General features: G+C 56.1%; 16 protein-coding genes and 1 pseudogene. 2 read left to right on the plus strand and 15 right to left on the minus strand.

The window, feature by feature from the left end; translation table 11 throughout:
* The first annotated feature begins 123 nt into the window (after nucleotides 1–123).
* A complete protein-coding gene (locus M1D68_RS24780; protein ID WP_420765946.1) occupies nucleotides 124–357 on the plus strand; it encodes a DUF1161 domain-containing protein in 234 nt (77 codons plus the stop codon).
* 6 nt (nucleotides 358–363) lie between these two features.
* Here M1D68_RS24780 and M1D68_RS24785 read toward each other — a convergent pair whose 3' ends face one another.
* Nucleotides 364–792, minus strand: coding sequence for a PA0061/PA0062 family lipoprotein (locus tag M1D68_RS24785; protein WP_420765947.1), 429 nt, complete (start codon nucleotides 790–792; stop codon nucleotides 364–366).
* Nucleotides 793–830: 38 nt separating this feature from the next.
* On the minus strand, nucleotides 831–1,244 hold the full coding sequence (locus M1D68_RS24790) for a PA0061/PA0062 family lipoprotein (RefSeq protein WP_434649402.1): 414 nt from the start codon (nucleotides 1,242–1,244) through the stop codon (nucleotides 831–833).
* A gap of 59 nt (nucleotides 1,245–1,303) precedes the next feature.
* On the opposite strand from M1D68_RS24790, the gene M1D68_RS24795 reads away from it, so the two are divergent.
* Nucleotides 1,304–2,383 (plus strand): aminopeptidase, encoded by a 1,080-nt coding sequence (locus M1D68_RS24795; RefSeq protein ID WP_457968738.1) that lies wholly within the window; start codon nucleotides 1,304–1,306, stop codon nucleotides 2,381–2,383.
* Between the two features lie 132 nt (nucleotides 2,384–2,515).
* On the opposite strand, the gene M1D68_RS24800 is transcribed toward M1D68_RS24795, so the two are convergent.
* The 13 genes and pseudogenes from M1D68_RS24800 to tssE all read right to left on the minus strand — a co-directional run bounded on the left by M1D68_RS24800 (nucleotide 2,516) and on the right by tssE (nucleotide 19,047).
* Nucleotides 2,516–3,478, minus strand: a complete 963-nt coding sequence (locus M1D68_RS24800; RefSeq protein ID WP_457968740.1) for a serine/threonine-protein kinase — start codon at nucleotides 3,476–3,478, stop codon at nucleotides 2,516–2,518.
* Nucleotides 3,475–4,202 (minus strand): annotated as a pseudogene (locus M1D68_RS24805) (PP2C family protein-serine/threonine phosphatase). The gene M1D68_RS24800 and the pseudogene M1D68_RS24805 overlap by 4 nt, the downstream one beginning before the upstream one ends.
* Nucleotides 4,202–7,657, minus strand: a complete 3,456-nt coding sequence (gene tssM / locus M1D68_RS24810) for a type VI secretion system membrane subunit TssM (RefSeq protein ID WP_457968742.1) — start codon at nucleotides 7,655–7,657, stop codon at nucleotides 4,202–4,204. The pseudogene M1D68_RS24805 and the gene tssM overlap by 1 nt, the downstream one beginning before the upstream one ends.
* Before the next feature lie 12 nt (nucleotides 7,658–7,669).
* Nucleotides 7,670–8,530 carry a type IVB secretion system protein IcmH/DotU gene (gene icmH, locus M1D68_RS24815; RefSeq protein WP_434628107.1) on the minus strand — a complete coding sequence of 287 codons (861 nt, stop codon included), beginning with the start codon at nucleotides 8,528–8,530 and terminating at the stop codon, nucleotides 7,670–7,672.
* 4 nt (nucleotides 8,531–8,534) lie between these two features.
* Nucleotides 8,535–9,866, minus strand: coding sequence for a type VI secretion system baseplate subunit TssK (gene tssK / locus M1D68_RS24820; protein WP_457968744.1), 1,332 nt, complete (start codon nucleotides 9,864–9,866; stop codon nucleotides 8,535–8,537).
* The gene (gene tssJ / locus M1D68_RS24825) at nucleotides 9,863–10,363 is read right to left on the minus strand and encodes a type VI secretion system lipoprotein TssJ (protein ID WP_420765955.1); all 501 of its coding nucleotides are present in this window, start codon (nucleotides 10,361–10,363) and stop codon (nucleotides 9,863–9,865) included. Before tssJ ends, tssK begins: the two co-directional genes overlap by 4 nt.
* A gap of 5 nt (nucleotides 10,364–10,368) precedes the next feature.
* Complete coding sequence (gene tagH / locus M1D68_RS24830) at nucleotides 10,369–11,550, minus strand: type VI secretion system-associated FHA domain protein TagH (protein WP_457968746.1); 1,182 nt, start codon at nucleotides 11,548–11,550, stop codon at nucleotides 10,369–10,371.
* Nucleotides 11,551–11,568: 18 nt separating this feature from the next.
* On the minus strand, nucleotides 11,569–11,709 hold the full coding sequence (locus tag M1D68_RS24835) for a type VI secretion protein (RefSeq protein ID WP_434608561.1): 141 nt from the start codon (nucleotides 11,707–11,709) through the stop codon (nucleotides 11,569–11,571).
* Between the two features lie 55 nt (nucleotides 11,710–11,764).
* Nucleotides 11,765–13,291: a sigma-54 interaction domain-containing protein gene (locus tag M1D68_RS24840; RefSeq protein ID WP_457968748.1), complete on the minus strand. Its 1,527-nt coding sequence runs from the start codon at nucleotides 13,289–13,291 to the stop codon at nucleotides 11,765–11,767.
* On the minus strand, nucleotides 13,291–15,861 hold the full coding sequence (tssH, locus tag M1D68_RS24845) for a type VI secretion system ATPase TssH (protein WP_457968750.1): 2,571 nt from the start codon (nucleotides 15,859–15,861) through the stop codon (nucleotides 13,291–13,293). The genes M1D68_RS24840 and tssH overlap by 1 nt, the downstream gene beginning before the upstream one ends.
* A complete protein-coding gene (gene tssG / locus M1D68_RS24850; RefSeq protein WP_457968752.1) occupies nucleotides 15,858–16,877 on the minus strand; it encodes a type VI secretion system baseplate subunit TssG in 1,020 nt (339 codons plus the stop codon). The genes tssH and tssG overlap by 4 nt, the downstream gene beginning before the upstream one ends.
* Complete coding sequence (gene tssF / locus M1D68_RS24855) at nucleotides 16,841–18,628, minus strand: type VI secretion system baseplate subunit TssF (RefSeq protein ID WP_420765961.1); 1,788 nt, start codon at nucleotides 18,626–18,628, stop codon at nucleotides 16,841–16,843. The genes tssG and tssF overlap by 37 nt, the downstream gene beginning before the upstream one ends.
* Nucleotides 18,629–18,633: 5 nt before the next feature.
* Complete coding sequence (tssE, locus tag M1D68_RS24860) at nucleotides 18,634–19,047, minus strand: type VI secretion system baseplate subunit TssE (RefSeq protein ID WP_457968754.1); 414 nt, start codon at nucleotides 19,045–19,047, stop codon at nucleotides 18,634–18,636.
* Between the last annotated feature and the right edge of the window lie 13 nt (nucleotides 19,048–19,060).

Genomic DNA, 19,060 nt, shown 5'->3' on the forward strand with positions numbered 1-19,060 from the left:
CGCGGTCTCCCGAGGCCGCGGTCTTCTATGGTTTACCCGCTATTTACCCGAAGGCAACTGTGGTCGAATGCAGGTCTGCAGTTTCAGCGCACAGGCGTGCGCGCTGTATTGAGGAGTTCGAGCATGAAACGTTTGGCCTTGGCAGTCATCGGTTGCGCACTGACCACATCGGCCCTCGCGGCACCCAAGCCCTGCGAAGAATTGAAAGCAGAGATCGAAGCCAAGATCCAGGCCGCAAACGTGTCCTCATACACCTTGGAAATCGTCACCAACGACGAAGTCCACGACCAGAACATGGTGGTGGGCAGTTGCGATAACGGCACCAAGAAAATCATCTACCAGAAGAACGACCGCTAGGCAGCGCTACATCAAACAATTGGCCTGTCGATCCTCGGCAACGATTTCACGCTTGGCGTTATAGAGCCGGGCACTGGGGGAGTACGCCAGATTACGAGCCTCCAGGCGATAACGCTGGCCGGCCTCGAAATGGTCGTAGCGCACGATCAGATAGCACAGCCGTTCCTTCGGGTCGTTCATCATGCCCAGCCCACCGCCCGCGCCGAACACCTCGAAGTCGAAGCGCACCTTGAGTTCGTGGCTACCGGGTGAAACCTGAAAAAAGCGTCCGTCCCGCAGCCGCTGGCCGTCCAGGCTTTCAGCCATCAGCAGCTTGCCGCCCGGCATAGGGGTGGCGAAGTCGACCCAGGCCATGTTCGGGTCCATTTCGGGCAATGGGCTCGTCGCGCATCCGCTCAATGTCGCAAGAGCCAAAAACAACGTGGGTAGGCGCATGATGATTTCCTGAAGTCAGGCCCCGAGCATAGCGCCAATCAGCTTTGCTGGCAGCCTGCCGGCGTGCCTTGGCCCACCACTTTGCGCTGCTGGTCGTAAAGCTTGGCCCACGGCCGGAACCCGATACTGCCGGCTTGCAACTGATAGCGCTGGCCCGCGTTGAAATCCTTGAATTTTACGTTCAACCGGCAATCGCGCCACAGCGGCTCGGCATCTGGCCCGATGTTGCCCGGCTCCACGGCAAATTGATAACGCACCGTCAGCTCATGGCTACCCGGTTGAACCTCGAAATAACGCCGGTCGATGGATGCCTTGTCATCGACTTCCAACGCTTGCAACGCCGTGTCCCGATGGTTACCTAGGTCAATCCACGCCTGGGAGGGATCTGGATCGGGCAAACCGGCACAGCCGGTCAGCAGCAACAGGCCACTTGTCAGCATCAACACGCGCATAGCGAAGCTCCGGGCAGGCGAGATAGTCTTGAGGCAGACTTCCCAGGGTGATTCCAAAATTGATCAGGCAGCGTTCACGCCATCGGTTACTCGACCGTGTTTTCAGGATTTTGTTTCCGACCTTCCTGCTTTTGTTACTCAACGGTTGTACAAGCGTCGGTTATTACGGCCAGCTCGCCAGCGGACAATGGCGACTGCTGCAAGCACGCGAGCCCATCGACCGGGTCATTGCCGACCCCACCCGTGATTCCGGATTGCGCACCCATCTGGCTCAGGCCCGTGAGGCCCGCGCGTTCGCCAGCACACACCTGCACCTGCCCGACAACCAGAGCTATCGCCTGTACGCGGACATCGGCCGCCCCTTCGTCGTCTGGAACGTCTTCGCCACCCCGGAGTTTTCCCTGGCCCCGCTAACCCACTGTTTTCCCATCGCCGGTTGCGTAGCGTATCGGGGCTATTACAGCCAGGGCGCCGCCCGGGGCGAGGCCGCTTTGCAGCGTTTGCGAGGCATGGATGTGTCGATTGCCGGCGTAGAGGCCTACTCGACGCTGGGCTGGTTCGACGACCCGATCCTCAGTTCGATGCTGCATTGGGGCGACGAACGCCTGGCGACGCTGATCTTTCATGAACTGGCGCACCAACGCGTCTACGTGAAGGACGACACGGAGTTCAACGAATCATTCGCCACCTTCGTCGAGCAGGAAGGCACCCGCCAATGGCGCGCCCATCGCGGCCTGGCGCCGGACAACGGCAACCGATTGCGCCAGCGCGACCAGTTCATCCAGTTGATCCTCGACACCCGCCAACGGCTGGAAACCCTCTACGCTCAACCCCTACCGACCGAGCAGATGCGCCAACGCAAAGCCGAGGAATTCGAACGCCTGCGCGCCGACTACGCGCACCTACGCGACAGCCAATGGGCCGGCGACAAACGCTACGACGCCTGGATCTACGCGCCCCTGAACAACGCCCGAATATTGCCGTTCGGCCTGTACGACCAATGGGTGCCGGCGTTCGGGGCGTTATTCAAGCGTGAGGGCGAGGATTGGCTGGCGTTTTACAGCGCGGTGGAAAAACTCGGCCGCTTGCCAACCGTAGAGCGCAAGGCAGCGCTGAAGGCGCTGGCCTCAACCAATTGACGGCAAACGAACAAGCCCTGATCGCAAGCACGCCCAAAACCTCAACCCAGCCAAGCCCCCCGGTGGGAGCGAGCCTGCTCGCGATCGCGGCCCAACAGCCAGTACATATTCCGGGAATACCAACCAGCCCCTCTACCACCAAAACGAACCACCGGCCCAAACCTCACGCAACTGCGCGGCGCTGAGGTTTCGCCGCGCTGGATCAAAGGCCAGCGTTGTGCGTAATGCCGACCAGCAACGCCTGGGCATGTTGCGCGGGACCTTGAGTTGGCGTTCCAGCCCTGTATCGCGGGCCTCAGATGAAGCCAAACGCCGGTATGGATGCTTGCCACTCGCCAGTTCGTAGAGCACGCAAGCCAGGCTGTACAGATCGGCATGAGCCGAGAGCGGTGCGCCTTCAAGTACTTCGGGGGAGGCATACCCCGGGGTCCAGGCCTTGAGACGCTGGCGGTTCAAGGAAGGCAGGTTTTTCAACGGCCCTTCTTGCGCAGTGCCCAGCCCAAAATCGAACAGCCTCACTCCCGTTTCGCTCAACATGATGTTGCTTGGCTTGATATCGCCGTGCAGTACACCTCGACTGTGGGTATACGCCAGGGCGTCTAGCAGAGGCAATGCAATTGCCCTCAGCTCTGACCATGGCAAACCGAGCGGACATTCGCAGAGCAATTTGTCCAAGGTCAGCCCGCGCATCAGCTCCATCGTGAAAAAAGCCTTACGATGAACCGCATCCACTGCGAAGGTGTATGGGCGCAGCACGTTAGGGTGAAATAAACACCGCGTCAGGGCAAATTCGCTAAAAAGTAGTGCGCTGGCGTCAGGGGACGAGTCGAACTCCTCGCTGAGTATCTTCAGCGCAATGTACGGATCCGGATCGCCAAACTGTTCATGCAGCAAGTCCCGGGCCCGATACACAACCCCCATACCGCCAGCACCGAGCAAACGCTCGAGACAGTAACGTCCTGCAAATATCTCTGGCGTTTCGCCAGTAGTGTGCGGGCTCGGTACCGCGACACTCGATGTTTCGGCAAAAAGAGAAGCGCTGAAATGACTCTCGTCGCTGTCCCGGAATTCGGGGGCTGCCTCAGGACTTTTCATTCGCCAATCATTACGGCCGTCAGGTTATCCCGCGCCGATCCGCTCAAGACGCCCTCGAAAAGCTGCGCCATTACCTTGTTGGGTGACATCAGGCTCATTGCCTCGCCCAGCTTCTGGCTGCTCAATTCCTGATACAAACCGTCGCTGCACAGCAAAAAAGCATCGCCACAACGAACATCGAATTCGAGTATTTCAAGCCTCAACTCCTGCGAGGCTCCTACCGCACGAGTCAATGCGTTGCCCGCAGGATGGGCATTTGCCTCCTCAAGGCCAATTAGCGCTGATCCACCAATTGCTGGCGCAATGAATGATCCTTGGATAATTGATAGAGCCGTCGGTCACGCCATAGATAACAACGACTGTCGCCTGCCCAGATACAAACAGCACGATTACCTTCCAGCAGCAGCACAACCACCGTGCTACCCATGATGCCGAGTGAATTTTCAGCGGTGACGGTCAATTCCTGGCTCAGACGTCGATTGGTCCAGTGCAGGCACTGGCGCACGGCTCTCGAACGCTGATCGATATCTCTATACAGGGGCAACTCAGCCAGGTTGGAAACGACCAACTGGCTGGCGATATCGCCATTCGAATGACCGCCCATCCCGTCGGCGACGGCCCATAACCCCAGCCGTGGGCTGTCCAGGAAAGCGTCCTCGTTTCGCCGGCGGACCTTGCCGGGATCGGTGCGAGCGGCGCTACGCCAGTGGCCTGCGTAATGCATCAGAGCTGTACCGGCATTCTGAAAGTACGTAGCACGGCCATGTCGAAAGGGTTCGGCGTGCGCTGGCTTATCAACAAATAATTGGCGCGCATGCCGCCGACATCAGCCTTGAGCACGCGTACGTCACGGCCCGTCAGGTATTCCGTCTGCATCAAATCGAGCAAACGAAACAATGACCATGGCCCGGTATTCTTCTCAACGCCGATCCCTCGCCCTCCGGCCATTTTATCCAGCACAAGAGATGTCCTGCCGCCCTGCTCCTCACTTGGCCAGGTAAAGGCTACTGACTGTATGGGGCCGTGACGGTACTCCAGCGTTTTATCACCGAAGCGGAACTCAGCTCGACTTACTGACGGGTCGAGCGTGTATGGCTCGAGCTTGAAATGCACTTGTGGCTCGGCACGGCTTTCCAGGAAAAAGCTCTGGCGGATGGTATGTATGCTCGCCATCTGCTCAAGAAAGGTTTTGGTTATAGGCAAGCTCTGGCCGTCAATAGTGCGCACTCGATAATGCCCTGGTTGACCGTCGACGAATGGACGCATATAGCTTTCAAAAAATCGGTCAGCAACGCCTTGGCCTTTGAAGAACTCCTGAAAATCATTGATAGCGACATCGCTGGTGCCGTGGGCATTGAACGGATACCGCTTGTTGATTGACCTCCGATAAAAACCATAGAGCTCGCTTTGATAGCGCTCGTTCAGGTAGCGGTATGAATCCTTTAGTACCAAGCGCCAACTATCCTCGGCCAGCCCGCTGAACCATTGATTGACTGGGTGTGGCAAGCGTGTAGACGCCCTACGCATTTCACTCAGTGCATCGCTCTGGCCAGCCATCCGATGTCTCGCCAGTTCGTAGGCGGCTTGCTCCGGCGCACTTGCACGAACTAGGTTCGCAAATTGGGTTTGGGTGTCGTCGAGGGCCCGAAGTGCCAAGGTCAGGTCCGCGTCCGGGCCGTTGTCGGTATCCAGCAAACGGTGCAATGGTTCGAAACGCCGTTGCAAGGATTTCTGTCCCGTGTCCGGCAGATCCCGCCTCACCGAATCGGAGACTTTGCTTGCGACGGAGGCAATCTGGCCAGTGTTCACTGCCGCCTGCGAAGCGTCGTCCATACGCTCGACGATCCCCCCTATCCTGGTGTTCTCACGCACCTGTATCAGCAAGTGCAATACAGGTGAATGGGCTGAAGTCAGGCCCGCCAATTGGTCGGCGACTTCGCCTGCGCCGTGAATCGGCTGCAGCGCGACCTGACCGACCGCCTCGCTCCACAGATTTGCATAGTCGCGGAAATACAACTGTTCGAGCTCTATCCGCATACGGCGCAAGTCCAAGCTTGTAAGACTTGCCCCCTCCCCAAGGACCCAATCGTCACGTAGCAGTCCAGTAATCAGCGCCACGCCCTGAATCGAGAAGTACTGCTCGTAACCCTGGCGGGTATAAAAGCCCGGAATGATGTGATCAGTCCCTACCAGCAACGACCCCTGCGGTCCCAAATGCTGGCTAAGTCTGTAATGAGGCAGATGGTTGGCCTGATCACGCAGCATGCGGTAAACAACAGCCGCCAGGGATTCACTCCGCAGTGTCTTCCTAGCCAAGTTCACCAGTGATTCGTCGAGGCCATGAACGAAAGGTTGCTCCAATAGGCGTCCGAAATGGCCATTCAAGCCATCTTGTATGGACGCATCACCGGGGTAACGCAGCGACCAAGCCTGGGCGACCCAAGCCCTGAGCCAGGCGGCATCGCGACGTTCCGGCAGGGCCAGCATCAAATATGCGCGCAGGCTGTTTAATACCCGGTCGCGCTCATTTAGGTTGCTGCGGATTTGCTCTTCCAACATCTGCGCAACCCGAGGTAACAGTTGCGACATCAGTTCATGCTCATAAGCCCTGAGCACTGTGGGGCCAACTGCAGCACCTTGATAAAGCCCGCCACGCTCGTATAACGACACGCCTGTTTCGGGAGGAAAAACTCGTGCCGCCTCGAGACGGAGATCAAGCGATTCCAAGGTTACGATCAAATCATCGTCGGTGACTTGCGATGAGTGCTGCTCCCAACGTTGAGTCAACTCACGCAAATTTTCCAAGCGTTCATTATTGGCAGTGAAACCGTTGGCCCATAACAATCCAAATAAACTCAAAGTCATCAGCGCACCGATGTACATCGCGCGCTGCCCCCAATAAACACGACTGCGTTCTCGCTGATCAAGACACGTCAGGCCGGCTTCAGGGAAGATGACCTTGGTAAGCAAGTGATGGATAAAATAGCCGTTGCGATCGTCCCTCCGGGGCGCAGCCCTCATCGAAATACCAGCTCCCGCATGGTCAGGGCCGGAGGCAGAGGTCAAGTAAACGCCTCGCAGCGGGCAGGTGTCCCCGCTAAAAACCAGTTCGACTACCGAGCTGATCTGCGGACCGATCTGTGCCAACTGCTGTGGGAAATCCAGGATCAAGCCACGCCGTACAATGTCGCGCTCCCCGTGCAGACGCATGAGTACCTGGCTGTTGATCCGACGCAGCAATGCCTCGAACTCGGCTCGCAACACCTCCACGTTGCTGTCGTGTTGGTCTCGACTACAACTGGCGCCCAACACTTGGTCTCGTTCTTCCCGCGTCAAAGAATCAAAGAACTCCTTGAACCCAATCAAACTGTCAGCTTTGCTTAGGATCAGATAAATAGGCACATCAGCGCGCAGCTGCCGTCGAACTTCCTGAAGACGCCCCCGAATCTGCCAAGACAGCGTGGCGATCTCTTCTTCACTTCCCATCAATAAGGTTTCGACAGGCACTGTTACCAGAATGCCGCACAGGGGTCGGTTACGACGACGCTTGCGCAGCAGCTCGAGCAAACCGCTCCAGGCACTGGCGTCGGCGTCTATCTCCAACTGGGTTAAATAGCGCCCAGGAGCATCGATCAACACCGCTTGCTCTGCGAAATACCAGTCACAGCTGTGCGTGCCGGATATGTCAGCTGGCCTTCGCTCATGCCGGCTGAGCGACAGATCAAGACCCGAGGAACCGAGCAGACTGGTTTTTCCGCTAGCGACGGGGCCCACCAATAAGTACCAAGGCAGGTCACTGCGTCCGCGTCTGCCAAGACCGGAATGGAACGTTGAGGCGCGTAACGCTCTCGTAGCCTCCTTGAAGCGCGTGCGCAGTTCGCGTCGGTCGTCGTCAATCCTGGCTTGGTCGAGCGCGCCAGGAGGGGAAACGGCAGCCTGCCTGGCCCGCCTTGTCGTACCGGCTCGCCGATCGAACCAAACCATTCCCAGCCCCCAACCCAGGAACAACGCGCTGATCGTAAGCAGACGTGCCGTGGGGCTAGCCCAGAACTTGTAGTCATTCACCGCAAAAAGCGGCCCCAAAAGCCACACCAACAAGCACACGCTCAATACGCATGACAGCGTCCAGACCCAAGCCTGGGACAACCAGGCACCAATTTTCCTGAAAAGCAATTTCATGACACGTCCCTGTTACAGCAGCGGCTGAGCAATTAACGACTCTGGCGATTGATAAGGTTGCAATATGTTTACGCGCTGCTCACTCAACACCCAGGCAAAACCCGAATAGATCACACCTAAACTAATCAGCGTGAAAACCGTCACCCCCCAGAAAGGCACCATAGGCAATGGTTTGATGGGCTCAGCTTTGGAGCTTTCAAGGTGGGCTGACAAGGGACTGGGAACTTCACCACGCACCTGCCTGATCGCGCGGTACAGCGCGTCACGGATCCCTTCTAGCTCAAATTCTCCCCGGGCTTGAACGCGATATTTACCTTCAAAGCCCAACGATAGGCACAGGTATAACAATTCAAGTAAATACAAGTGTTTGGCTGGATCTTTCGATAAACGATCAAGTAACTGGAACACCTTCTCGCCACCGAACGTCTCGTTGTGAAAGCTGCTTAGCAGGCTTATCTGCGACCAGCCACTTTCACTGCCCCACGACGTGGCGACGACCGACTCATCGAGCACTGTGCATAACACATAGCGGGCGGCGACCAACTGGCTTTCCTCAACATTGTCCCTTCTCGCCAAGGCTTCAAATTGCTTCAATTCCAAGGACAGCTCTTGCTTGAGCTTTTTAGGATCGAGTCTTTGATTGATTCGCCTGAGTAGCAGGATCTGCGACAACAACCCGGACGCTGCCGCTACCAACGGATTGAGGCTGGGAGCGAATATCGGAGATCGCCGTTGACGGGCGGCGTAGATCATTCGCTCCTCCAACTGTTCAATACGTAGCGCAGCGGTGTCGGTCAGCGGCCCGGATATGGGGCGCTTTCCATGATGATCTAGCAGGACAGTTGTTTCGTCCTGAGGATTTTCCTTATCCATTTGATCAGTTCCTAATGGCCCAAAAATTCAGTTCAAGCTCGGCAAATTCACCCGAAATGTGAAACGCAAACCCCGCAGAGCGCTTCACTTGAACAAGGTCTTCGGCGCTGGGCTCGAGAATGAAATAAATTTTATTGGCATGAAACGCGATCTGCCGCGGCGCTACGGGAAGAGCCCTGATCCTGATACCTGGCAAATGCAAATTGACTAACTGGCGGATACGCTCCACCGGAGCGATTTTCAGATGGGAGGGTAAGCGACGGCGCAGCTCCTCGGCATCACAATCGGCGCTGGCTGCCAATACGAACGAAGCCGAGTCCAGCAGAGAAAAATCATTCACCGGCGAAACGCTGATACCGTACTGCCGAGCCTGCAATTGCAGCTCAATGGCGTGCTGTTCGAGTACCATCGACAATACTTGGCGCATCGAACACATGAGGTCCCGAAAGCATCTTCCCTGGTCGCTGTGGTGATAGCGGTTGTCGAACGATGGGCGCTTGCTATCCGTAGAAAAAACTGCCAAATCGCCTAGCAGCGCCAACAGCGTTCGATATAGCGTTTCGGGATGAACCTGCTCCAGCTCCTGATAATGGCGCAGCAACAATTCGGTGCGGTTGATCATTTGAAGCATCATGAAATCGCCAACTTGAACACCGCCCGCTTTCCCGCTGGAGCGAAGTCGCTCGGCAAGACTCTCGCCCCGATGACCAAGCATGCCGATGACCTCCTTGAGGCAGGATAGAAGATAGGCAGAGGATTTGATCTGGATAAACGTCGGGACAAAATCCGGATCGAGTCTGATCAAACCATCAGGCGTAGTATCGAGAACATCGCAGAGCTTGAGTTTTACAAAAGCCTGATCACCTTGTTGTTCACCCAGTAGAAGGCGAAAGTCCAAGCGACCACAGCTTATCTGGCTGCTGGAAGTATCCGCCGCATTGGAGTCCGCTACTTGCACCTCGTAGGTGATGTAACGCGCCAACACATCTGTTTGTGCTGGGCAGCGGGACTCTATGTGATTGCCAGCCATCAGAGGCAGAGCGAGATAGATCGGTTTGTTGCAGGTGTTGGGTGGTACTTCCAGGACCAACGGCTCAGTGTTGCTGCTCAATTCGAACAGACTGCCATCTGGCAGGACGCCCGAAGCACTGCTGATCACCAGCCGCCCCATAGGGAGAAACTGCAAATCGATTTCCAACGAAAGGAAACCCCAGGCGTAACCGCCCAGCAGCCGAGTACGGGCTTTCAACTGGTGGTCGAAATGTCGATCGTTGTGTTGCAAATGTTGCGGTCGTAGCAACATCCCTTCCTGCCAGATCACCTTATCGTGGTTCATTTGTCGTCAGCCCTGGCAAGGCCTTTGGTGAAACTAGCGATACCATCTTCATTGAGAGCCAGATTCGCCTCATTCACTCGCGCAACAGCGACCGGCAGTGTGTAGCGCCATTGCGTATGCGGGAGGTCACGATACGCCGCCAACACGCCAACGTAACGACCGCTATCTGCCATGGCGAATCTGAGCGTGACGGTTTCGCCAGGGCGTAATTCCAATTCCTCGCTGGCGAGCAGATCGGGGGATAAGGTCTCCCAGGCACGATCATAGATGCTAAAAAAGTCCGCGTTTTCAAAAGCCACCGGATGCTTGAGTTCAAAAAAACGCATTACCAATGGCGAGGGCCGTCCATTCACATCCGGATTGAGTTCGTCGCTGGCAACCAGCGTCACGTTGAGCTTGGTCATCGTTGAGAACGGTGACAGCGTGGCGCATCCTGATAGCAGCGTCGTGGCGATAAGCGCTAGGGTTCGGCACAAAAGCAAAGTTCTGTAATGCATATACTTCATCCCTGACAGTCGTGTTGCAGCGTGGAAATCAGACGGACTTGTTCCTCATAAGCTTTGGCGAAATCTCGGGCCAGCAAGCGTTCAGTCCAGTCATCGTCTTGACATAGCGACTGATGGTGGCGGCCGTAAGCTCGCCAGTAGCGACCCGATGTATGTAATAGCGACGGTTGCTCGCGCTTCAGGCGAAGAACCAGTTGCCGGGGTGAAAAGTAATCGAGGGTTGAGCGCAGGGTGGCGCGGCTGGCAACGAACAAAGCCACTTGATGAGCCTGCAGGCTGCGAAAGGCACTAGCGATAGCCTTGCTGGCTGGTAACTGGCCAGGCGCAGTTGGCTGCAACAATGCGTGCAAAGCGTCATCGCAGTGCTTCAACGGGTTCTGCTGGCCACCTTGGGCGAGGGTATGGGCCAGGCGAAGCTCGCCCTTTAACTCCGAACGGGTGCGCAAGCCTTGCTGCAGGCCTTCAACGCTTTGCTTGAGCAACGATCCGACCTTTATGGCCAACGCTTCGCGCGCCTCTTGGTCCAGATCATTCAGGTCCATGCCCAGCGAGGAGCCGAAGCGTTGCCAGAACCCCTCACTGGATGACCCCGACGGGTCGTAAGGCAGGGGTGGCTCCGGCTCGACCTCGATCAGCTTCGGCAACACCAAATTTTCCACGTCAACGCACGCATGATCCGAGCGTAACAACGCGTGCGAAGTCGTCTGGGAACGGTCGTTCAGTTCGTCCATTTCAGAAAAAACATGCTCCTCCCGGTCCAACGCCCTCAACGGGTCCAGGTTGAGAAATGCATCATCCGGAACGAGATTACCTAGCGGTGCCGACCGGTTGGCTTCCAAAGCGCAGGTCATTTTCTCTACAACGACCCGGGCCTGAATCACATACCCTCCCATGATGAAGACGTCGCCGTCCGTGATACGTACCGGCTCGCCCTTGGGCAGCCGCGAGCCGCTTTTACGATCGAGTACACCGTTGCCACTGCTGTCAGTCAGGAAAAACGTTCCGTTGTCGAAACTCACCCCCGCATGACGCTTGGACAGGAGCCGCTCACGGTCGGGGATCATCCAGTCACAATCCTCTCCCCGGCCAATCACCCCGCCATCCGCGCCAAAGCGTTTTCGGCAAAGATCAGGGGCAATGAATTGGTTGGCGCTCAGCACTTCAAAAACAACTTCCATGAATGGTGCTCCTTGCTGTCACTTGCCGCGATTGACCGCTTGCGGATCACCCAGGGGGCGATAATCGCGGTCAGTGAATTTGAAGTTGCCACTACAACCACCGAGGCCAAGCAACACGATAAAAGTCAGCAGTACGATCGGCCGAGCACGGACAAGCATTCGAAGTTTTCCGAAATAAATGAATGGAATCGATACGGATGGAAAGCCGCGAAGATTAATTTTCGGCATCCTTGCGGCGTATTTTCAGGCGGCTCATTCGATACAAGAGCGTACGTCGCGGCAGACCGAGTTCTTGCGCAGCAATGGTTTGGTTGCCGGCATTCTTGCGTAGGCAATCAATCACCAAGTTACGCTCGATCTGTTCCAGCCGTTCGCGAAGACTTACGCGGCCTTGATCGGATGGATTTTTGATGTGCAGCGCAAAATGCTCGACCAGCAGCTCTCTGCCTTCGCACAACAGCACTGCTCTTTCCACGATGCCCTTGAGTTCGCGGATGTTTCCTGGAAAATCATAGGCAGCCAGATGAGCCAGCGCGGCATCTGACCAGTCCACGCTATCTCGCTTCAGGAGCGCGCAAGCCTTTTCGGTAAAGTGCCGTGCCAATTCGATGATGTCAGGGCCGCGATGGCGCAACGCCGGTAATTGGATAGGGAACTGCGCGATTCGGTAATACAAGTCTTCCCTGAACTTGCCCTCCTTCATCAGAACCTTAAGGTCCCGATGGGTGGCGGCGACGATGCGCACATCAATTTTGTGGGTGTGGTTTGACCCCAGCGGACGAACTTCACCTTCCTGCAAAACTCGCAGTAACTTGGCCTGAAGGGATAGAGGCATGTCACCGATTTCGTCGAGCAGCAATGTACCTTTGTCAGCCGCATCGAACAGGCCAGTACGGTCACGGTCAGCGCCAGTGAATGCGCCTTTTCGGTAACCGAACAGTTCGCTTTCCAAAAGATGTTCCGGGAGCGCCGCGCAATTCTGGACAATAAACGCCTCGGTTCTGCGCGGCCCATGATCGTGAATGGCGCGGGCTACCACCTCCTTGCCGGTACCAGTCTCGCCACACAGCAAGACGGTATAAGGGCTATTTATGACTTTGCCGATCAACAAGCAGGTCTGACGCATTGCCGCACTCCTGCCAATCAGGCCGAAGCGGTCAGCGTTCGATACGTTGGTAACAGCTGGTAAGTTGGCGGGAACAGGAAGGCGCTGGCGCCGCAATAAGCTAATCTGACTAAGGGCGAACGCTCCCAAGTGCCCCAGAGATTCCGCGAATCCAGCCAAGTCGATATGTCTGGCGCTGGCGCATAGCAACAACCCATTGACTGCTCCGTGCGTAGTGACAAGTGGCACGCATAACAACGACTGCCACGGCATGACATGGACCGGCAGAAAATTTGTACTGTGCAAGCTGCCGGACAGTGCATCGAGGCAAACCACACGATTTTGGCTCAGGGCGAATTGCAGCAACTGTTCGTGGTAGTAATCGCAAGGTAGGCCGCTCCGGTCCCGAAACTGCAATCGCTCGCCAAGGCACTCGCTGTGAATTTCCAACCGGGATTGTTTTGAATCGAGCAAATACAACTGAACCAGTTCACAACCACTTAACCGCGCCGCGCCCTTGACGAACGCCTCGAGCAGAGACACCTCGTCCGTTGATCGCGAAAGGCTGTAAAAAAGTGCCAAAAGGGCCTCGGCATAAGCCAGCGGTTGGGACTCCTGCGTGACAAGCGCGCCCATTAAGTGAACTCGCAAGCTATGGTGGCCTGACCACTAAGAATGGCTCGCACCTTCTGCGGCTTTTCACCGTCCGCCATCGCTGCGAGCAGGCCGTCGGCCAGCCCGGGCATCAAGTGCAAGTCAAGCAGTTGGTCAATGAAGCGGGCGCCGCTTTCGCTGCAAACGCAACGGTCGACCAGATAATCAACCAGTCGCGCGCAAAAACTGAAGCTCAACTGGCGACGCTTCAATCGCTCGCCCAAACGAACCAGTTTCAGCTCCACCAGCTCGCGCATTACCTCTTTGCTTATCGGGTAATAGGGCACCACGCACATACGGGCCAGTAAAGCGGGTTGGAAATGGCTGCTAAGCAATGGACGAATGGCTTCTTCTAGGCATTCAGCACTCGGCTGCCTGCCGTTTGCACACAAATCGCGAATGCGCTCACTGCCCAGATTCGAAGTCATCAAAATGAGCGTGTTGCGAAAGTTTATCTCCCTTCCTTCCCCATCATTGGCCAGGCCTTTGTCGAAAATTTGATAGAACAGATTGAGTACATCCGGATCGGCTTTCTCGACCTCATCGAGCAATACAACTGAATAGGGCATTCGTCTGACTGCTTCGGTAAGCATGCCTCCTTCGCCGAACCCGACATAGCCCGGTGGCGCGCCAATCAACCGCGATACGGTATATTTTTCCTGGAATTCGGCCATGTTGAGGGTCGTTATAAAACGATCACCTCCATATAAGAGTTCAGCCAGGGCCAAGGCCGTTTCGGTCTTGCCCACACCACTAGGCCCGACCAACAAAAACACGCCTGCTGGCGCGTCAGGTTTGTTCAAGCCAGCAGCGGCGGCACGCATCGCTCGGTCGAGTGCTTGCACGGCTGGTTCCTGCCCCCGGATACGGGTTCGCAAGTCAGCCGAGAAACGGGCGATTTTTATATTGTGCTCATATGCCAGCTGCGTCAGCGGTACGCCAGTCCATGCGCTGATTACTTCAGCCACCAGTCGCGGACATACTTCAAAGCTGACGAGGCGTTCCTGCGTCTGTGCGACCAACAAAGCGCTGTGAGTAACATGTAACGCGGTTTCCAAGACCTCGCTTGTATGTTGTTCCCCGGCCTCGGAAATTTGTCGACGCAGCGATAACAGGCGTTCGGCCAGAGTTCGCTGTTCGGACCACTGCGCTTCCAATGCCTGGCATTCGTCTTTGAGAGCTTCCAGTCGTGTTTGCAGCGATTGCAACGCTTGAAGATCAACTGACAAACCGGCCTGAGCATCGCGCCGCAACGCCTGGCATCGCCGCTCCTCCTCAGCCAATTCGCCGCGCAAGCGCTCAAGGCGTTGCGGGGCGGCAGCCAGACTGATGCGTACACGAGCACAAGCGGTATCAAGCACATCGACAGCCTTGTCCGGCAGTTGGCGCCCCGCCAGGTAGCGGGCCGACAGATGGGCCGCGGCAACCACCGCATCATCGCGCAGATAAATCCCATGGGTCGCCTCATACAATCGCGCCAGACCACGTAAGATGGTCACCGCATCGCCGATCGCCGGCTCGCGCAACTGCACAGGCTGGAACCGACGAGCAAGAGCCGGATCCTTTTCGAAGTATTTTTTGTACTCAGTCCATGTAGTAGCCGCGATCGTGCGCAGCTCCCCCCGGGCCAAAGCCGGTTTGAGCAGGTTAGCCGCGTCGGTCCCTCCGGAGCTTGCGCCTGCGCCAATCAATGTATGGGCTTCGTCGATGAATAAAATGACGGAATCAGGCGAAGCCTTGACGATGTCGATTACACCTTTGAGACGACGTTCAAACTCCCCCCTGATACTCGCTCCAGCCTGCAGCAAGCCCATATCCAGCGTCAGGATCTCTGCTCGCTCAAGCCCCGGTGGCACTTCACCTGCTGCGATGCGCAGAGCTAACCCTTCCACAACCGCAGTCTTTCCCACCCCTGCCTCACCGACCACGATAGGATTGTTTTTGCGGCGACGAGAAAGGATATCGATCAGCTGTCCAATTTCCCCGTCTCGACAAAGCACCGGGTCCAGCTTGCCGTCACGGGCCTGTTGGGTCAGGTTGTGAGTGAAACGCTCAAGGAGCGACTCATCTGGAGCTTTGGATAGTTCAGTCCCCGTTTGAGCTTGACCTGAAAAGGCGAATTCTTTCAGTCGTTCGATGTTCAATCGGGCTAGTAGTGGCTGGAAACGAGTGCCTGCGTGGCGAGCCGGATTCCGTATCAACGCCAGGATCAAAGCAGCCTCATTCACGATGCTCTGACCTAGCTCGAGATTCGCCAAAAGCAACGCATCCTGTAGCCATTGGATCAGCTCGGGGGCAAATACTGGATTACGCGACGTGCCATCCTCTGTTCGTGGCTGCAGAATCGCGATCAGCTCGCCTGCGCTCACCCCAGCGTCTTGTAAGGCTCGCCCGAGTAGGCCTTGGCTTCGCTCTAGCAGGCTAAGCAACAGATCCTCTACCAGGACTTTACTCGCGCCACGCTCAACACATCGCTCGGCAGAACGCTCCAATTCGCGTCGGCTATCAGCATCGAGCGCCTGGATGAGCTGTTGGAGGTTTACGTCGATCATGTGAGTCGCTCCTGATGAATGTTGCTGCCAAGAATCACCACGCCATCGGCTCGCTCATGTCCCAGCCAACTGGTCCATCCCAAGCGGCAGGTGTTTCGCTTTCCGATGCTGAGCGCCCTTATTTCGTCCTTTTGCAAGACCAGGCGGATGTCATATTCAAGAGGGTCGCGCAGGGTAAATCGCACCAACGCGCAGAGAGGCTGGTAACCCATACCAATCGGAAGAAACTCATGAAAACGTTGCCAGTCCAGCTCCGCGATGTGAATCCTGAACTTGCCGCTGCGATCCCGAACTTGAGCGCCGAGCACCAATTCTTCGCTTAACAAACTATTGGCCATTCCCAGCCGATTGCGTTGCTCGGCAATAATGTCTACTCGACGCTCCACACACTGCTCAAGGTTCAGCTCGGGGTGTTTGAAGTAATAGCGCAGCACAGCTTCGATCAAAGCCGCCGAGTGAGCACGCAGGCTCAACAAACCGAGGTACGGCAGCAGCCGCTTCCAGTTTAATTGAGTGGCTTTGCGAATTTTTTCGCCCCTCAAGCCAATCAGTGCGAATAGCTGCTCGGAAAACGCGTCCCGAGCACCGCTCTGAAAACTTGCGCAATAGCGGTACTTGCGCCAGATTGGCAACATCAACCGTTGCAGGCGATCGTGGAAAAGATCGAGGAACTGGCGCGTCGGATTGATATCTTCGACACTTAACGCCTGCTCGCTGTAAAAGGCCGGTAAAGGCGATCCGGAGCCCACCAGGCTAATCAGATTGATGCTCAGACGAGCCCGTGCCTGTCCGTGTTCTTCGAAAAAAACCACACGCTCGACATCGCTGGCTGGAAACCCAAGGCTTGGGTTGGCCTGGAATTCCAATTGATCATACAGTTCCTCGTCGTTCAGATAAGGATGGCTTTCGCGCAGCCGATCAATAATCAGCAGCACCGCCTGAAATAACGAATATTCGCGTATTCCTCGCGTCAGCGCGCTTATAGAAGCGGCTGCTGGCCCATGCGGGGTAACCATTGATACACCTCTCCCTGTGTGCTGTTCACCCGCAACTCGTGATACGAATTCAGGCTCGCATAAAGCGCAAAAAACTCATTGAGAACCGAAGCAAAGAGAAACAAGTCGCCTTCACCGATATATCCTTGCGGGTCGACTGTCAGCTCTGTACATAACCCACGAACCGGTAAACCATGATGGAGTCGATCCGTATGGCAATGCCTGATCGACTTCAGGCTATCTAGTAAACGTTTGCTGACCTTCTGTGTTTGCTCGTCGAAGTAGCGCGGAAAATCATAAGTTTCGAGTATTACCTTTAACGCGTTGACGTCGGCCAGCGATAGGTAGTTAAGCGACATGTTGCTGATGAGCTTCCAGAGGAAGTCATTATCCAAGGGAGGCGCAAAGCTAGGCGTAACGGGGCCAATATTGCGGAAACTTAGCGATTCCGGGCTTTTTTCACCTGGCTGGTTGATATCGCCCGGCTTCAGCTGGCACGGCAGGTTCCGGTTGGTACACATCAATTCTATGGAAAGGGTTTCGTCAGCTGGGTTGTGCCGGCCACCAAAGCCCAGGCAAGTGTCCAGGCCACCGTGAAGAACGGACGGGCGCTGCCGGACGCTGTAATATGCGCGCTTGCCAGAAGCATCAGAATTGGAGTCGTGCTCGAAAGACTCGAACGGCAAATAAGTGTCGTAACCCAGGCCACCGGGACTCCAACCAACGACGCTCTCGACTGAAAATACCCCGCAGTGTTCCGGGTTGTATTGAGCGGGCAAAAGGAGATACTCGTCCTGTTTTCCATCCAGACGAATCGGCTGAGCGTCATGTTTGAAAAGATTGACGATAGGCGTGCAGTAGAGCTTCACATTGTCCTTAGTCGGACGTAACCGCTGGGCGCCACTCCTACCGATATCGAAACGCAGGTCCAATCCTCGCATCTGCTTCAGCGCGTCCTGCGGCAAAGCGTTGAGTACGTCTAGACCATTGACATCGACGAATAGAAACTTGTCCTGGAAGGCATAGTATTCCTGCAGATACCGGTAGCCGCGAAAAGTATTTAATGGATAGGGTACCAACGCATGCTCTTCCGCAAACCCCACCGGCTGGACTTTATCGGCGCAGATGCTGAATGTCAGCGGGACTCCGTTCATGTCGTTTACGACATGCCCTTCCCCATCCAGCGGAACCAACTGGATGCTTTTTAGATTGCGCAACAGATTGAAATAGAGCATCTGGCTGACATAACGCTCGCCGGCCAGGTGAAGGCGCAAATGACTCAACTTCAATTCGCCCAAGTGGCCGTTGCATTGCATTTGCAGACGCAGGTTTAACAATGAACCCTCGCCTTTAATCGAGTAGCTGAGCCCAGTCAGGTCTAGCGAGAGCACCTCGGTTGGGTAACACGTACGGAAACGACAACGCACTTCCTGGACAGGGACGCTTTCGACCGGAGTATCACGCTCCACATGTACTGCGGGGCCTGTTCGCTGCAGCGGATCGAACTGCAACATGCTGAAAGCTGGTAGGGGCCGCATGTAATTCGGCCACAGCAACTGCATCAGGGAATGGCTCAACTCCGGTAGCTCATCATCGAGCTTCTGGCGCAAGCGCCCGGTAAGGAAAGCGACCCCTTCGAGCAACCGCTCGACATCAGGATCACGTCCCGCCTGCCCCAGGAACGGTGCCAGAGCGGGATTTCGCTCGGCAAAACGCCGGCCCAACTGCCGAAGCGCAGTGAGTTCACTCTGGTAGTAATGATTGAATGACATGCTGTCTATACTTGACTGACCTTGACTTGTCCGCTGCCACTCAAACAGGCGGAAAAACACACTTGCCGCCTCAACCCTTCCACGTTCAAAAGGGCATCGATGCTGAAAAACAGACTGAGGCGCTCGGCATCGCCAGACCTGGCAGTCACACACACATTGCTCAGGCGCGGCTCGTAAGTCCTGATGAATGCCTGAATCGCATGGCAGGCCTGACTATGCACATCGTGCAAACTAAGGCGCATGTCGTTGAGGTCGGGTAATCCGTAGTCAGGCGCTATCGGCACGCTACCGGCACGAGTGCCAAGCATCTTCGCCAGATGAGCAGCCACTGAAGCCACGATGCAGTCATCGCGGCTCATGAATGCGCGTGTTTCGACGTCGCCGTTCAGACGCTCGAAAAAGCTGCCGTATCCAGTCATGAGCTAGGCTCCG

The sequence above is a fragment of the Pseudomonas sp. R4-84 genome (assembly GCF_054130985.1).

Excerpts from the sequence above, each read along its gene's own strand:
- M1D68_RS24780 (WP_420765946.1), top strand. The coding sequence starts at position 124 with ATGAAACGTTTGGCCTTGGCAGTCATCGGTTGCGCACTGACCACATCG.
- M1D68_RS24785 (WP_420765947.1), bottom strand. The coding sequence starts at position 792 with ATGCGCCTACCCACGTTGTTTTTGGCTCTTGCGACATTGAGCGGATGC.
- M1D68_RS24790 (WP_434649402.1), bottom strand. The coding sequence starts at position 1,244 with ATGCGCGTGTTGATGCTGACAAGTGGCCTGTTGCTGCTGACCGGCTGT.
- M1D68_RS24800 (WP_457968740.1), bottom strand. The coding sequence starts at position 3,478 with ATGAAAAGTCCTGAGGCAGCCCCCGAATTCCGGGACAGCGACGAGAGT.
- tssM (WP_457968742.1), bottom strand. The coding sequence starts at position 7,657 with ATGAAATTGCTTTTCAGGAAAATTGGTGCCTGGTTGTCCCAGGCTTGG.
- icmH (WP_434628107.1), bottom strand. The coding sequence starts at position 8,530 with ATGGATAAGGAAAATCCTCAGGACGAAACAACTGTCCTGCTAGATCAT.
- tssK (WP_457968744.1), bottom strand. The coding sequence starts at position 9,866 with ATGAACCACGATAAGGTGATCTGGCAGGAAGGGATGTTGCTACGACCG.
- tssJ (WP_420765955.1), bottom strand. The coding sequence starts at position 10,363 with ATGCATTACAGAACTTTGCTTTTGTGCCGAACCCTAGCGCTTATCGCC.
- tagH (WP_457968746.1), bottom strand. The coding sequence starts at position 11,550 with ATGGAAGTTGTTTTTGAAGTGCTGAGCGCCAACCAATTCATTGCCCCT.
- M1D68_RS24835 (WP_434608561.1), bottom strand. The coding sequence starts at position 11,709 with ATGCTTGTCCGTGCTCGGCCGATCGTACTGCTGACTTTTATCGTGTTG.
- M1D68_RS24840 (WP_457968748.1), bottom strand. The coding sequence starts at position 13,291 with ATGGGCGCGCTTGTCACGCAGGAGTCCCAACCGCTGGCTTATGCCGAG.
- tssH (WP_457968750.1), bottom strand. The coding sequence starts at position 15,861 with ATGATCGACGTAAACCTCCAACAGCTCATCCAGGCGCTCGATGCTGAT.
- tssG (WP_457968752.1), bottom strand. The coding sequence starts at position 16,877 with ATGGTTACCCCGCATGGGCCAGCAGCCGCTTCTATAAGCGCGCTGACG.
- tssF (WP_420765961.1), bottom strand. The coding sequence starts at position 18,628 with ATGTCATTCAATCATTACTACCAGAGTGAACTCACTGCGCTTCGGCAG.
- tssE (WP_457968754.1), bottom strand. The coding sequence starts at position 19,047 with ATGACTGGATACGGCAGCTTTTTCGAGCGTCTGAACGGCGACGTCGAA.